Here is a 14,530-nt window from a genome sequence, read left to right as displayed (position 1 = left end):
TTGAAAATTATACATATTAAGTCCTTGTTTTTGGCAAAAGATAGGGCTTTTTTCTTATTGTAATAAATGCCCAACTCTAAGAAACTTAGAATATACGACAAATAACTTATTATTTCTACTAAAGACCTAGGAAAAGAGAGAAGTTCAGATTTATTTGTCGAAATAATTTGAACTAGGTCTCATTTTTCAGATGGTAATAGTTTAAAGATTCTGGAAGGGAGAGAATGAGGATTAATCTTCTGAATGATGTAAGCTTTCGAACATTGCAGGCAGGGGTTGATGCTGCTAACGTCAGACAACTTGCGATTACTAATAATATAGCGAATAGTGACACGCCGTATTTCAAACGTTCAGAGGTTCACTTTGAGCAACTGCTTGAACAGGAAATGCAGGGAACACCTACTTTAACTGGAAGACGTACGAATGAGAGACACATACCCATTGGTCCTAGTTCTTCCATTCCAGCAGCTGTCACAACAACCGATAACAGTACAGCAATGAGTAATAATGACAACAATGTTGACGTGGATAAGGAAATGAGCCTTTTGGCGGAGAATCAGCTGCGGTATAACTCTTATATTCAACTGGTAAATGAACATATCAAGATTATGCGCACTGCAACCGAAGGGAGATAGATCATAAGTGAACATCAGTAAGAGCTTTGATATCAGTGCATCTGCACTAACGGCTCAGCGGCTTCGCATGGATGTTATTTCCTCCAACATTGCGAACAGTGAGACGACGAGAGCAAGGATCGAGAATGGGGAAGCCGTTCCATATAAGCGGAAAATGGTCGTCCTGGAATCAAATCAGCCCAGCTTCAAACAGATGATAGATAATGAAATGCAAGGTGGAAATGTGGCGCAGGGAGTCAAAGTAGCGGCGATAGAAGAGGACACGGCACCACTGAAGCCGGTATACAATCCGACACATCCGGATGCAAATGCAGAAGGGTACGTGTACATGCCTAACGTGGATACAACCAAAGAAATGGTAGATTTAATAGGTGCATCCAGATCCTACGAAGCAAACGTTACTGCACTAAATGCTTCTAAAGCAATGGTGATGAAAGCACTGGAGATCGGACGTTAGAAATAAGCTAGAGCAAAATGATGTAGATACATAATCGTGAAGATAATGGGAGGGAAAATCGTGATCGAAAATACGATGTTTAAAGCATCAGCTATACAAACCCCTAATGTTACCATGACACAGGGCAAGTCAACCCCAACAGAAACCATCAATCAATTCTCTTCCTACCTTGAAGATGCAATCACTCAAGTGGCAGATCAAGAAAAACATGCAAGCGAAATGTCAACTGAGTTTGTACTTGGCAACGTAAATGTTGATCAGGTTATGGTCGCATCACAGCAGGCTCTCCTTAGTCTGCAACTGACAACCCAAGTTCGAAACAAGGTAATCGAGGCCTACCAGGAAATCATGCGGATCCAAATGTAGTTAATGTTTATAGCAAAGTTTCGGATGAGGTGACACAGTGAACGAAAGAATTGCCCAATATAAGGACAAGGTATCCGCGTATTGGAATAAATTTACGAAAAAACAAAAATAATGTTAATTTCTACCGTCTTATTCCTGATCATTGCCATTGTGGTTCTGACGATGCAGTTCTCCAAGACGGAATATGAGGTTGCGTTTACGGGGCTGGATGCCGTAGATTCTGCTGGAGTAATCAGCTATTTAGAATCAGGCAATATTCCTTTTCAATTGAACGCAGATGGCTCTGAAATTTCGATCCCAAGTACCCAAGCGGCTCGTGTAAAGGTCGATGTCGGCTCTCAAGGCTTGATTCAGAATGGATCGATCGGATATGACATCTTTGAGCAGGGCTCGTCAGCAATGGGTATGACGGACAAAGAATTCCAAGTGAAGTATGCCAATGCTTTTAATGGTGAAATCGAGCAGATGCTATTAGGTATGCAGGGGATATCTGAGGCTAAAGTCCTAGTTAACCTTCCCAAAGAAAGCCTGTTTGCATCATCAGCTCAGGACAGTGCATCCGCGTCAGCGGTGCTTAAATTTCAACCAGGGTATCAGCCTTCGCAGGCGGCCGTTGACGGATATTTCAATTTGCTGAAAACAGCTGTGCCACATCTGCCCATTGAGAATATTACGATTTCAACAGATCAAGGCGAGGAGCTCGTTCCTACGGAGCGCGGTGGTGGTAGTGTTCTCGGTGAAGTACAGGAGAACATGCAGCTGCAGAAGCAATATGAAGAAGACATTGAGAAAACAGTCAGAGAATTTTTGACGGGTATTACAGGCAGCAGCAATGTTGACGTGCTTGTAACTTCTAACCTGAACTTTGACAAAGTCAATGAAACGCAAAATCTCGTTACTCCTGTGGATGAAGAAAATATGAGGGGAATCGAAATCAGCGTTCAGGATATTCAAAGCAGTTATACTGGCGGCAGTGCTGCTGATGGCGGAGTTGCAGGCACCGGAGAAGAAGATGTTGTTAATTACCCGGCAGCTGATGCTTCCACTTCAAGCGGTGAAGACAGTTCTTCTGTCATCAATTACGAAGTAAACCGTATTGCCAAAGAGATCGTGCAAAGTCCATACGTTGTTAAAGATTTAACCATTAATGTAGCAGTTGAATCACCTGGTAGTCCAAATGATGATCAAGACGATGGAACATCAGACACCACGGAACAGATCAGAGAGGTGCTTAAAAATATTGTCAGATCCTCATTGTCGAACTCAGGGGTTGAATACACTGAAGACCAAGTGACTCAGAGAGTATCTGTCACTGAGAAACCAGCACAAGTGCAAGAAGCGGAACAAACCGGAATTCAGCTCACATCAGGCATGATCTGGGGTCTGGCTGCAGCCGCTGCATTACTGCTCGCTGGCGGTGGATATTTAATATACAGAAGACGGCGCAACAAGGAAGAAGAGTTCGAAGAAGATATTCCGCTCCAGGTTCCTACAGAGTTCCCGTCCATTAATCTGGAAACAGTCACGAATGAAAGCCAAGTGCGCAAACAGCTGGAAACACTCGCCAAGAAGAAACCAGATGAATTTGTTAACCTGCTTCGTACATGGCTAGCTGATGAATAGAGGTGAACGAGTTGGTTAAGCAGGGGAACGGATTAACAGGCCGGCAGAAAGCGGCCATATTGCTTATAACATTAGGACCGGAAGTGTCTGCGCAAATCTTCAAGCATTTGAGAGATGAAGAGATCGAACAATTGACGCTGGAAATTGCCAATGTTCGTAAGGTGGATTCGGGAGAAAAGGAATTGATTATGTCCGAGTTTCATCAAATTTGCCTGGCACAGGAATATATCTCTCAGGGCGGGATCAATTATGCCAAAGAGATACTGGAAAAAGCGCTTGGATCGCAAAAAGCGCTCGAGGTTATCAATCGTCTAACCGCTACACTTCAGGTCAGACCGTTTGATTTTGCTCGTAAAGCGGATCCGAATCAAATTCTTAACTTCATTCAGAACGAGAGTCCGCAAACCATTGCGCTAGTACTGTCCTATCTGCAATTTGAGCAGGCAGCAGCTATCCTGTCCTCGCTTCCGCAGGACAAGCAGGCAGATGTTGCAAGACGTGTTGCCGTTATGGACAGCACTTCACCTGAAGTCATTTCACAGGTTGAACGGGTTCTGGAACAGAAGCTGTCTGCAACCGTGACACAGGATTACACGAATGCCGGCGGTATTGAATCCATTGTTCAGATTCTAAATGGTGTCGATCGGGGAACAGAGCGTACGATTCTCGATTCTCTCGAAATTCAAGATCCAGAGCTTGCAGAAGAAATTAAGAAACGGATGTTTGTATTTGAAGACATTGTGAATGTGGATAACCGTTCAATTCAGCGCATTATCCGTGATATCGACAATGCTGATCTGCAGCTTGCACTTAAAGTGGCGAGTGAAGAAGTGCGTCAGGCGATATTCACGAACATGTCGAAACGCATGTCCGAAACGTTCAAGGAAGAGATGGAGTACATGGGTCCTGTAAGGCTTCGTGATGTGGAAGAAGCACAGACTCGAATTGTAGCAACGATCAGAAGACTGGAAGAAGCCGGTGAGATTATTATAGCTCGCGGCGGAGGAGATGATATCGTTGTCTAATTTGATCAAGTCCTTCCAATACGTCCCGGTGGATACTCACAAACAGCTGAGATCTGTTCATGAGTATGGCGATAAGCAGCAGGAGGAACAAATTACGGACAATTTGGATGTTACTTCTAATATCGGTCAACAGCCGAGTGTTGATGAGGAGACTCTGAAACTAAAAGAAGAAATGCTTCATAATGCGAAAGAATTTGCAGAAAGACAGATTCGTGAAGCGGCAGAAGAAGCGGAACGGATACTGCAGGAGAGCAGAGCTCAGATCGAGGCCTGGTGGGAAGAAAAAAGATTACAGGATGAGCATTTGGTTGAGGCGCTGCGCTCTGAGGGTTTTAAACAGGGATATGACGAAGGGTGTGACAAAGCACAGAAGGAGCTTCAGGAGCAAGTGGAGATTAAGATGCTTGAAGCTCAGGCAGTGCTGAATGAAGCATACCAAGCGAAGGAGCAGATCATACAGGAAGCAGAGCCCTTCCTCGTTGAGCTCAGCAGTGCAATCGCGGAGAAAATCATTGACAGACAGCTGACTGAGGATACGGATCTCATGCTCGATCTGATCAAGAAGAATCTATCTCGGAAACGAGAGCAAGGGGTCATTACTCTATGTGTCGCTCCATCCCAGTTCTCCTTTGTTCAAGCAGCGAGAGAGGAATTGTCCTTCGCGATTGATTCTCAAGCCGAGCTGAAAATATTGCCTGACGCTTCTGTCAAGGATCGAGGCTGTGTTATCCGTTCGGCATACGGGAGTGTCGATGCAAGAATAGATACCCAATTGACAGAGATCAAGAAGGAATTGATCCGAGTCGCACTTGATCAGGAGGAGCGAGGACAGTATGAAGGTGCTTAGCTCACACAGATATATAGATCAGCTCAAACATTTGGACCCGATTCGTATTAATGGAAAAGTAACGCAGGTGATCGGGCTGATGGTGGAGTCGGAAGGTCCAGACGCCAGCATAGGGGATGTATGCCTCATCTATCCCAGCCAGTCATCGGCACCTTTGAAGGCTGAGGTTGTCGGGTTTAGAGACAACAAAGTGCTGCTGATGCCGCTTGGAGATTTGCAATCTATCGGTCCTGGATGTGATGTCGTAGGGACGGGGAAGCCGCTGAATGTACAGGTGGGTTCTGAGCTGTTAGGAAAAGTACTGGATGGATTAGGTCAGCCGCTGGATGGATCGTTAATACTTGCGAGAATGCAGCATTACTCCACCTCTAGTACGCCTATTAATCCGCTCAACAGGCCCAGAGTGCAGGAGCCGATAAGCATTGGTGTTCGGGCCATCGACGGCCTGCTTACGATTGGCAAAGGCCAGCGTGTAGGTATTTTTGCCGGATCCGGGGTAGGGAAAAGCACGCTCATGGGGATGATCGCAAGGAATACATCAGCCGATGTGAATGTCATCGCACTGATTGGAGAACGCGGCCGTGAGGTGCTCGACTTCATTGAACGGGACTTGGGACCGGAAGGCTTAGAACGCTCTGTCGTCATCGTTGCGACCTCGGATCAGCCTGCACTGGTGAGAATTAAGGGTGCGCTCATAGCGACAACCATTGCAGAGTACTTTCGAGATCGAGGCATGAACGTGATGTTGATGATGGACTCTGTCACGAGATATGCGATGGCCCAGCGGGAGGTTGGTCTAGCCGTTGGGGAACCGCCCGCTATGAGAGGTTATACTCCGTCTGTATTCGCGAGTCTCCCTAAATTGCTGGAAAGAGCGGGTACAGGACCAACGGGCTCGATCACTGCTTTTTATACCGTGCTGGTAGATGGTGACGATATGAACGAACCGATTGCCGATGCCGTCAGGGGAATACTCGATGGACACATCGTGCTCAATCGGGGCATTGCAAACAAGGGTCATTTTCCAGCCATTGATGTGCTGGCAAGTATAAGCCGGGTGATGAAGGACATTGCCCCACGCGATCAGATTGAGGCTGCCGAGAATATAAAAAGACTGATGTCCGTGTTCAAGAACTCGGAGGATCTAATCAACATAGGAGCTTATCAAAAAGGCTCTAATGTGGAAATTGACGAGTCTATCGACCGAATCGGAGATATTTGGGATTTCACTCGGCAAAAAGTAGATGAGAAGACGAATTTGGACGAGGTTATGCAGAGATTGATTACAGAATTTTCGAGGAGATGAACAAGTAAGTTATGAGATTCACGTATCATTTTCAGAAGGTTGTCGATCTTAAATCCACTGAAAAAACACAAGCTGAATGGCTGCTGTCCTCCGCAATTGGCAAGCTGAAATCAGAGGAGCAGCATCTTATGGAGCTGGTTCAAGATAAAGAAAATATGCTCCAGGGCATCTCATCGTCATCTCAGCAGTCATTATCCGCTGCGAATCTTCAGGAAATGAACCGATATATTCATTATCTGGATGAATGTATCAGCCGTAAGAACAACGATGTGGCTTATGCACAAGTGAACGTGAAGAAGAATCAGGATTTTCTGAATGACAAGATGCTGGACGAGAAGGTTTGGATGGAAGCAAGAGAAAAAGCGAAAATGCATTTTCAACAGGAAATGCTCCTTCGGGAACAAAATGAACTGGATGAAATGGCAACGGTGCGCTTTGCAGTCAAAGCACGTTAATGACAGTGACGTGAGGAAATGCGCCGGAGGAGGTATGAGTTTTGGTAGGCAAGGATAAGGAAGAGCTGGAGCGAGAGTCCAGCAGTGGATGGGAAAAATTCCTTGTAATCGCAATCCCGATCGTATTTACAGCTGTCCTCGTTACAGTGCTTCTCATCGTGCTGAACGGTGACTTCAAGAATAAGGCATTTGCTTTCTTAAGCCAAGTTCCGATTGTGAAAGAATGGATTCCTGAAGATGCGCTCGATCCGGAATTGGTCAAAGAGAGAAAGCTGGAGCAGCAAATGGAGAGCGACCAGGCTACAATCGCAACTTTGAAGGCAGATCTTGAGGCTGCTGAGCAGGGTCTGGCCGAGGCGGAAGTGCAAAAGACACAGCAAGATGACAAAGTAAAGCAGTTAGAGGAAGAAATTAAGCAGTTGGAGGAAGCGAAGGATAGCAGTACGGAAGATGGCGAGGAACAGGTCGATCCTTATGTGCAGGAGATCAGGGACCTAGCCAAGATGTACGGAGAGATGAAGCCTAGTAAAGCAGCACCAATTATTCAAAGTATGACAAAAGAAGAGCAGGTTCAGCTTATGTCAGAGATGAAATCGGATGAGCAGATAGGCATTCTAGAGAAAATGAATCCACAGTCTGCTGCTGAATTGACTTCAGCTCTCAAGGAAGTAACAACCTCAGAGGTGAAGGCGATCGCGGCATTGCAATCACAGCTCGCAGCAAGTCAGCCTGCAGCGGAGACGACACAGACCAATAATAGTCGAAATCTGGACCAGACTGAACTTACTCAAACGTTCTCGTCCATGTCGGCTGCAAGCGGTGCAGAGCTCATTCTGGAAATGAACAAGATCAGCTCAGATCGGGCCATTACGATCCTTAAGACGGTTGATGATGCCAAGAGAGCAGAGCTCCTAGACAGCATGTCCGGTATCGATAAAGAAGCATCTGCCAAAATTCTGAATAGGCTTATGGGTGGGAAATAGAGTCTAGTTTGCGACTTGAAAGGAGGTGAAAAAAGAAATGATATCTTTCTTGCCGCAAATGGCGATGACACAGACTACCGAATTAACAACAAGCAGTACACTTGCAGGAAGCAGCAGCGGAACGGGAACGAGTACGCAGCCGTCCTTTTTGGAACAGCTTCAGGGATTGATGGGGACCACTTCATCTTCTGGCAACAGCACATCTGACGTCAATCAATCGGGACTGTTTGCTTTCATGGCCGCAGCCGGAATTACGGCTTCCGAGGAGGAAATGAATCTGGCAATGCTGGATGAGTCAGAGCTCTTCGCAGCAGCAGAACAGCTGATTGAGAACCTGATCAAAGCACTGGAAGAATCCAAAGAGGAGCTTCTGCTAGAGGATTCAGAGTTATTAGCCGATTTAAATGCTTGGCTCTCGCAATTCATGAATGCATATTACCCAGCGGCTCAGGAAGGTAGTGAATCATCGGATTCTACTTCACAGCAAATAGTCAATATCCTGGCTAATGATCCGAACACGATTCAATATGCGGTGCAAGAGGCATTGCAGCAAGTGGTTGAAGCAAGCGGGAAAATGAGTTCAGATGGACAAGCCCTGGAGCAGTCGAAACTACATACAGAGCTGATTACATCTCTCAAGAATCTATTACAAAAAGCAGATATAAATACAGAGCCTCTAGAGAAATTACAGGTCGTAACAGAGCAAATATCAAATGTCGTGAATATGTCTTCCAATAAGGATGCTGTGGTTCAGAATGCCAGTTCTACATTAATGGAGCAGCTGCTCAAAGCCGCAGGTGAGGACAGCTCGAGTACCGTTAGCAACGCAGAGGACTCCAATCAGGTGACCGACAAGGAAGCGGTTAAGGTTGTTCCAACCGAAGCTTCGAAGACCGGCATCGTTGAAGAGGCGGACTCTTCTGCACCAACTTCAGATGGTGAACAAGGGAAGGATAACGAGCCTACGACAGCGGGTCAGCTCGTACTGCGCAGCGGTAACGTGCAAACACCCGTTGCAAAATCTGAGCTGGCAATTCCTGCAGGGCAGTTTATGAAGGATATGTCTGAGTTTGTCATTCAGAAGTTTGAGTTTGTTAAACAGAACGGCGTAGCGGAAGCGGTAATCTCACTGCGGCCGGAGCATCTAGGCCAGGTTGATGTTCAGCTGTCCATGCAGAATGGACAACTCGTTGCGCGGTTTATGACAGAACAGGTGATGGCCAAGGATTTGCTCGAGCAGCAGATCACTCAGCTGAGAGCTACACTCCAGGCTCAGGGGATCCAAGTCGAAAGACTGGAAGTCACACAGAACACATCACTATCCTCTCATATGTATCAGGATGGCGGGGGTTCTAACGGACAGTCCGGTGGAGAACGGAGATCCAGGGAACGTGAGCAAAGAGATGAAGATGCCATTCAGGCGGTAGAGAAGCAGGATGAGCTTCGAACATGGATGAGGGAACAGCAAGGACTGGAGGTCTTCCCTTCAGCAGAACGTACCCAAGGCTTTACAGCCAAAGCTTGATAGGAAGTGAGGTGGTAACGAGTGGCAGACATAATCTCAACATCGAATATATGGCCGAACTATTCGGCGGGCAATGTGGCCGCAGCCAGCAGAAAATCAACGCAGGAGATGGGCAAGGATCAATTCCTCAAAATTCTGATCACCCAGCTGCAGAATCAGAACCCGATGCAGCCGATGGAGGATAAAGAATTTATCGCTCAAATGGCACAGTTTACTTCAGTTGAACAGCTAACCAATATTTCAGGCCAGCTGGAGAGCTTGGCACAATCTCTTGGTGCAGCATCCGGATTGATTGGTAAAAATGTAAGCTGGATCGGAGAAAATGCGGAAACAGGAGAATCAGGTGTGCTTACTGGACAGGTTGAGTCCATCATGATTCGTGATCAAATTCAGTATGCGATTATCGGTGATGAAGAAGTAGCCCTTACAGACATCATACAAATCAGTGACCCAGCACCAGCAGAGGGAGAAGAAGTGCAGCAGCCAGATGCAGAGCTCGCCGATGAAGAATCATCTGAAGATCAATCCGGTACACAGGTATGAGTGACATTTTAAGAGTAGGCCAGCTGTATACAGGACCGGTATCACCCGGTAGCCTTCGAGATGTCAACAAGAAGAGCACGAGCTCCTCAGCGGCAGGAACTTCTTTTCAAGAGCTGTTAAATCAGGAATGGGTCAAGCTCAGTCATCATGCTTCCAAAAGGCTTGCACAGCGTGGAATTGAGCTCGGGAATGAGCAGCTGATGAAGCTTGGTGATGCAATTGACAAGGCAGCAGCAAAAGGAGCAAAGGAAACGCTGGTGCTGATGCAGGATACGGCCTTTATTGTAAATGTGCCGAACCGCACAGTGGTAACCGCGGTGAACGGAGATTCCATGAGTGACAACGTTTTTACTCAGATTGACAGTGCAGTGATTATATCTTAACCGGCTGGCCCTAAACGGAGAGCCTTCATGCCGTGGACCGACTGAAGCGGCAAAAATAACTGAACAAAAGAAAGGTAGTGCGAGATGCTGAAGTCTATGTATTCCGGAGTGTCCGGAATGAGAGGATTCCAAACCAAGCTTGATGTGATCGGTAACAATATTGCGAATGTGAATACGACCGGATTTAAATCCAGCCGAGTTATGTTCAAGGATATTATGAGCCAAACGATTTCCGGAACAACTGCTCCAACGGATGAGAGTGGAGGAGTGAATGCGAAGCAGGTAGGTCTAGGGGTGAGCGTAGGCTCTATTGACACAATGCACCTTGCAGGATCAGCTCAAACGACAAACAATCCTACGGATTTGCGTCTCGAAGGCAATGGATTCTTTCTAGTAGGTCTTACGGATGGCCAAGAACCGCCTTATCTTACACGTGCTGGTGATTTTCATGTGGATGCAAATGGAAATCTTTTGACATCTGACGGATTGTTTGTTTTTGATTCCGATGGAGCGGCAATCGTGATCGACCCTGAAGTGGTGGCCTTTTCAATCGGTCAGGATGGCATGATTAATACACAGCTTGCGGATGGAACGATAGCTGCCGATGTTCAGCTGGGGATCGGACTTGTCGCCAATCCTGGCGGTCTTGAGAAAATGGGAGGCAACCTGTACCGTATGACCTTGAATGCCAATCCCGAAGGAGAACTTGAAATCGTTACTGCCAATGATGCTGAAGCAGGTACTGGAGCGATTGTTACAGGACAGCTGGAAATGTCTAACGTCGATCTTACGGGTGAATTTACAGAAATGATCGTGGCACAGCGCGGATTCCAAGCGAATTCCCGTATTATTACAACCTCTGATGAAGTGCTTACTGAAGTAGTAAACCTCAAGCGTTAATAATTTGATAGCTTAGGGGAGGCTGACAGCTTCCCTTAGGCACTTAAGCGGGAGGAAAATCCATGATATTAGTGACGAGATTAAATGGTTCATCCATGTGGTTAAATGCGCTGCTCGTAGAAACTGTAGAAGAAACACCGGATACATACGTCACTCTCGTTACAGGTAAACGTTTGATTGTATTAGAAAAGGCAGACGAAATCATTAACAAGATCAAAGAGTATAACGGTGAAATAGGCATACATGCAGCAACGATAAAAGTGCAGCAGCAAACGGAGGATTCCTAATATGAAAAAGATGTTACCCTGGCTTTCTACGATCATGCTTGGCATTACCCTGATCGTGCTTGCTGTGGTTCTGTTAGTAGATCGGACAAATGCAGATGAGAGCTCAAATCAGGAAGTGGCTGAAAGTACAGCGACGAAGCATTTGTCCGCAGATGAAATCGTAGAGCTGACTTCAGAAATTACAGACATCAAGACGAACCTTGCAGGATATACGAATATTGTTCAATTGAACCTCGCATTCCAGGTGAACTCCAAGGAAGCTAAAGAAGATTTTGAGAAAATTAAGGAAATTCAGATCAAGCCAGCCATCCTGCAGAAGCTGGCTGATACTCAGCCTGAGCAGCTTGAGTCCGGCAAGAACCGTGATTTGTTCCTGAGTGAGCTCACGGAGCTGATTAATAAGGAACTGCCAAGCGGCAGAGTTACGGAAAGTAAAATCACTTCTATCGTGGTAGCAGGCTTGTAATGCAGCTTAGGTAAGTTCATTTTTATTTCTGCAAGGGGGTGAGATAAATGGTTGATGTACTTTCACAGAATGAGATAGATGCCCTCCTCGCTGCTCTTTCCTCTGGGGAGATGGATGCTGAAGAGCTCAAGAAGGAAGAAACCGCGCGAAAGATTAGATCCTACGATTTCAAACGTGCTGTACGCTTTTCGAAGGATCATATTCGAAGCTTGACACGTATACATGAGAACTTTGCGAGATATCTGACCACTTATTTTTCAGCACAATTACGAACTTTTGTTCAAATTAATGTTGTTCAGGTTGAGCAGCTTCCTTATGACGAGTTTATCAGGTCCATACCGAAGATGACGATCTTGAACATTTTTGAAGCGGAGCCGCTCCAAGGCAGAATGGTGCTTGAAGTACACCCCAACGTTGCATACGCGATGCTGGATCGTTTATTAGGCGGGCCTGGAACTTCTTCAGCCAAGACAAGCTCGATGACTGAGATTGAAACTACCATTATGGAACGAATATTCAGCAAGGCATTTGACAGCCTGCAAGAAGCGTGGAAGACGGTACTTGATATCACACCAAGAATGGAAGCACTGGAGACGAATCCGCAGTTTATGCAGATTGTTTCTCCGAATGAGACCATTGCTCTTATTTCGCTCAGTACCAAGATCGGTGACACCACGGGAATGATTAACTTATGTATTCCGCATGTGGTAGTTGAACCGATCATGTCCAAGCTGTCGACGCATCAGTGGTTCATTTCTGAGAAAAAATCGAGAGCACCTGAGGAAGTAGTAGCGATTAAAGAAAGAGTTAAAAAAGCGAAATTACCGATCATCGCAGAACTGGGTGAATCAAATATTTCCATAGCAGAGTTTCTATCCTTGAATGTCGGAGATGTCATTACATTAAATAAGCCGGTTGAGGAAGGGCTGACGATCAAGGTGGGGGAACGGGCTAAATTTATGGGAAGTCCCGGTACACTAAGAGATCGAGTGGCCGTGCAGATCGATGAGATTCTGATTGAAGGAGTTGAAGAGCTTGACGAGTAAAGATTATTTGTCCCAGGAAGAAATAGATGCTCTATTGAAGCAATCTGAATCCATTTCCAGCGGAGAGCCTGTAATCAAGACGGTTGACGATTATCTCACACCGCTGGAGCAGGATGCGCTGGGCGAAATTGGTAACATCACTTTCGGGAGTGCGGCAACAGCACTGTCCACCTTGCTCGGGAATAAAGTAGATATAACAACACCTAAAATTTCGATAATTAACAAGTCGCAGTTTGAAGAGGAGTTCCCCAAGCCGCATGTCACCGTACATGTTACGTACGTAGATGGATTTGAAGGAATTAATTCCCTGGTGATCAAAAAGCGCGACGCGCAGGTGATCGCGGACTTGATGCTTGGCGGTGAAGGGAATCCGCAGGATGAGGAACTGAATGAAATTCATATCAGTGCGGTTCAGGAAGCAATGAACCAGATGATGGGATCTTCAGCTACCTCCATGTCCACTTTGTTTAATCGTTTTGTAAATATTTCGCCTCCAAGCATCGACATTTTGAATATGTCCAGCGGCGAAGGACTTAACAATTTTCCAATGGACGAAACGCTGATTAAAGTATCCTTCAGGCTGCTCATTGGAGATTTGATCGATTCGAACATTATGCAGCTGTTAAGAGTGGATTTTGCGAAAAATATGGTTCATATGCTGATCCATGGTTCATCTGATCCTGTGGAAGAAGCAGCCACTGAAGTTGCTGCAGCGGTCGAGGAGATCACTGAACCGGCACCACCGGCTCAGGCAGCGCAGCCCCCGGTGCAGACTCCGGTGCAGGAGCATCCGAATAGTATGCCTTCTCCACCATCTCAACCGATGCAGATGCCAGGCATGCCATACCAGGACCCTTGGCAGGGACAAGCGCCGATGCCGCCAATGCAGCAGCAGATGCCGCAGCAAATGCCGAATATGCAATATAACGAACCACAACATTACGGAAATATGCACGCTCGCGGTGTAAATGTGCAACCTGTACAGTTCGCAAACTTCCACAATGGAAATTTTGGGCAGCAAAGCGACAATAATTTGAATTTATTGATGGACATACCGCTTAAAGTCACCGTAGAATTAGGAAGGACCCAGAAGCAAATTAAGGATATTTTGGAACTATCTCAGGGATCGATTATTGAACTGGACAAGCTTGCCGGTGAACCTGTAGATATTCTTGTAAACCAGAAGCTGATCGCTAAGGGCGAGGTCGTTGTTATTGACGAGAACTTTGGTGTACGTGTAACAGATATCATCAGTGAATGGGACCGACTACAGAAAATACAATAAGCACAATTTTTGGGGAGGATTTTAACTAACATGGCAAATCGAATTCTAATCGTGGACGACGCAGCATTTATGAGAATGATGATTCGAGACATTCTGACAAAAAACGGGTTTGAGGTTGTTGGAGAAGCACAAGATGGAGCACAAGCTATTGAAAAGTATAAGGAGCTTCGTCCTGACTTGATCACCATGGATATTACCATGCCAGAAATGGACGGTATTGCTGCATTGAAGGAAATTAAAAAAATCGAGCCTAATGCTAAAGTTATCATGTGTTCTGCAATGGGACAGCAGGCAATGGTTATTGACGCCATTCAGGCTGGTGCGAAGGACTTCATCGTGAAGCCGTTCCAATCCGATCGTGTCATCGAAGCGATTAACAAGACGTTAGGTATTTAATC

At 46.0% G+C, this 14,530-nt stretch carries 17 protein-coding genes and 1 pseudogene; all 18 read left to right on the top strand.

Going from position 1 to position 14,530, the window contains the following annotated elements:
- Positions 1-230: 230 nt before the first annotated feature.
- The 18 genes and pseudogenes from flgB to TCA2_RS01100 all read left to right on the top strand — a co-directional run bounded on the left by flgB (position 231) and on the right by TCA2_RS01100 (position 14,528).
- Positions 231-635 carry a flagellar basal body rod protein FlgB gene (gene flgB / locus TCA2_RS01185; RefSeq protein ID WP_047910201.1) on the top strand — a complete coding sequence of 135 codons (405 nt, stop codon included), beginning with the start codon at positions 231-233 and terminating at the stop codon, positions 633-635.
- A 7-nt stretch (positions 636-642) separates the two neighbouring features.
- Complete coding sequence (gene flgC / locus TCA2_RS01180) at positions 643-1,092, top strand: flagellar basal body rod protein FlgC (protein ID WP_047909725.1); 450 nt, start codon at positions 643-645, stop codon at positions 1,090-1,092.
- Between the two features lie 60 nt (positions 1,093-1,152).
- Positions 1,153-1,458 carry a flagellar hook-basal body complex protein FliE gene (fliE, locus tag TCA2_RS01175; protein WP_274520925.1) on the top strand — a complete coding sequence of 102 codons (306 nt, stop codon included), beginning with the start codon at positions 1,153-1,155 and terminating at the stop codon, positions 1,456-1,458.
- Between the two features lie 37 nt (positions 1,459-1,495).
- Positions 1,496-3,081, top strand: a pseudogene (fliF, locus tag TCA2_RS01170) (flagellar basal-body MS-ring/collar protein FliF).
- Between the two features lie 11 nt (positions 3,082-3,092).
- Positions 3,093-4,106 carry a flagellar motor switch protein FliG gene (fliG, locus tag TCA2_RS01165; RefSeq protein ID WP_047909723.1) on the top strand — a complete coding sequence of 338 codons (1,014 nt, stop codon included), beginning with the start codon at positions 3,093-3,095 and terminating at the stop codon, positions 4,104-4,106.
- Positions 4,099-4,953: a FliH/SctL family protein gene (locus TCA2_RS01160; protein WP_047909722.1), complete on the top strand. Its 855-nt coding sequence runs from the start codon at positions 4,099-4,101 to the stop codon at positions 4,951-4,953. Before fliG ends, TCA2_RS01160 begins: the two co-directional genes overlap by 8 nt.
- Positions 4,940-6,259, top strand: coding sequence for a flagellar protein export ATPase FliI (gene fliI / locus TCA2_RS01155; protein WP_047909721.1), 1,320 nt, complete (start codon positions 4,940-4,942; stop codon positions 6,257-6,259). Before TCA2_RS01160 ends, fliI begins: the two co-directional genes overlap by 14 nt.
- 11 nt (positions 6,260-6,270) lie before the next feature.
- Positions 6,271-6,714 (top strand): flagellar export protein FliJ, encoded by a 444-nt coding sequence (fliJ, locus tag TCA2_RS01150; RefSeq protein WP_047909720.1) that lies wholly within the window; start codon positions 6,271-6,273, stop codon positions 6,712-6,714.
- A gap of 41 nt (positions 6,715-6,755) precedes the next feature.
- A complete protein-coding gene (locus TCA2_RS01145) occupies positions 6,756-7,697 on the top strand; it encodes a MotE family protein (protein WP_047909719.1) in 942 nt (313 codons plus the stop codon).
- A gap of 37 nt (positions 7,698-7,734) precedes the next feature.
- A complete protein-coding gene (locus tag TCA2_RS01140) occupies positions 7,735-9,222 on the top strand; it encodes a flagellar hook-length control protein FliK (RefSeq protein WP_047909718.1) in 1,488 nt (495 codons plus the stop codon).
- Positions 9,223-9,243: 21 nt separating this feature from the next.
- On the top strand, positions 9,244-9,765 hold the full coding sequence (locus TCA2_RS01135; protein ID WP_047909717.1) for a flagellar hook capping FlgD N-terminal domain-containing protein: 522 nt from the start codon (positions 9,244-9,246) through the stop codon (positions 9,763-9,765).
- Positions 9,762-10,148, top strand: coding sequence for a TIGR02530 family flagellar biosynthesis protein (locus TCA2_RS01130; protein ID WP_047909716.1), 387 nt, complete (start codon positions 9,762-9,764; stop codon positions 10,146-10,148). Before TCA2_RS01135 ends, TCA2_RS01130 begins: the two co-directional genes overlap by 4 nt.
- 84 nt (positions 10,149-10,232) lie before the next feature.
- Positions 10,233-11,048 carry a flagellar basal body rod protein FlgG gene (flgG, locus tag TCA2_RS01125; RefSeq protein WP_047909715.1) on the top strand — a complete coding sequence of 272 codons (816 nt, stop codon included), beginning with the start codon at positions 10,233-10,235 and terminating at the stop codon, positions 11,046-11,048.
- A 62-nt stretch (positions 11,049-11,110) separates the two neighbouring features.
- Complete coding sequence (locus TCA2_RS01120; protein ID WP_047909714.1) at positions 11,111-11,335, top strand: flagellar FlbD family protein; 225 nt, start codon at positions 11,111-11,113, stop codon at positions 11,333-11,335.
- Position 11,336: 1 nt separating this feature from the next.
- Positions 11,337-11,801, top strand: coding sequence for a flagellar basal body-associated FliL family protein (locus TCA2_RS01115; RefSeq protein WP_047909713.1), 465 nt, complete (start codon positions 11,337-11,339; stop codon positions 11,799-11,801).
- A 47-nt stretch (positions 11,802-11,848) separates the two neighbouring features.
- Positions 11,849-12,847 (top strand): flagellar motor switch protein FliM, encoded by a 999-nt coding sequence (gene fliM / locus TCA2_RS01110; protein WP_047909712.1) that lies wholly within the window; start codon positions 11,849-11,851, stop codon positions 12,845-12,847.
- Entirely contained in the window at positions 12,837-14,132 is a 1,296-nt protein-coding gene (gene fliY, locus TCA2_RS01105; RefSeq protein WP_047909711.1) for a flagellar motor switch phosphatase FliY, read from the top strand. The genes fliM and fliY overlap by 11 nt, the downstream gene beginning before the upstream one ends.
- Positions 14,133-14,162: 30 nt before the next feature.
- Complete coding sequence (locus TCA2_RS01100; protein WP_047909710.1) at positions 14,163-14,528, top strand: response regulator; 366 nt, start codon at positions 14,163-14,165, stop codon at positions 14,526-14,528.
- The last annotated feature ends 2 nt before the right edge of the window (positions 14,529-14,530 follow it).

This window comes from Paenibacillus sp. TCA20 (assembly GCF_000732325.1).
GTDB classification, from domain to species: domain Bacteria; phylum Bacillota; class Bacilli; order Paenibacillales; family Paenibacillaceae; genus Paenibacillus; species Paenibacillus urinalis.
This window is presented reverse-complemented; position numbering and strand designations above follow the sequence as displayed.

Excerpts from the sequence above, each read along its gene's own strand:
- TCA2_RS01130 (WP_047909716.1), top strand. The coding sequence starts at position 9,762 with ATGAGTGACATTTTAAGAGTAGGCCAGCTGTATACAGGACCGGTATCA.
- TCA2_RS01100 (WP_047909710.1), top strand. The coding sequence starts at position 14,163 with ATGGCAAATCGAATTCTAATCGTGGACGACGCAGCATTTATGAGAATG.
- flgG (WP_047909715.1), top strand. The coding sequence starts at position 10,233 with ATGCTGAAGTCTATGTATTCCGGAGTGTCCGGAATGAGAGGATTCCAA.
- TCA2_RS01140 (WP_047909718.1), top strand. The coding sequence starts at position 7,735 with ATGATATCTTTCTTGCCGCAAATGGCGATGACACAGACTACCGAATTA.
- fliJ (WP_047909720.1), top strand. The coding sequence starts at position 6,271 with ATGAGATTCACGTATCATTTTCAGAAGGTTGTCGATCTTAAATCCACT.
- fliM (WP_047909712.1), top strand. The coding sequence starts at position 11,849 with ATGGTTGATGTACTTTCACAGAATGAGATAGATGCCCTCCTCGCTGCT.
- fliI (WP_047909721.1), top strand. The coding sequence starts at position 4,940 with ATGAAGGTGCTTAGCTCACACAGATATATAGATCAGCTCAAACATTTG.
- TCA2_RS01120 (WP_047909714.1), top strand. The coding sequence starts at position 11,111 with ATGATATTAGTGACGAGATTAAATGGTTCATCCATGTGGTTAAATGCG.
- TCA2_RS01115 (WP_047909713.1), top strand. The coding sequence starts at position 11,337 with ATGAAAAAGATGTTACCCTGGCTTTCTACGATCATGCTTGGCATTACC.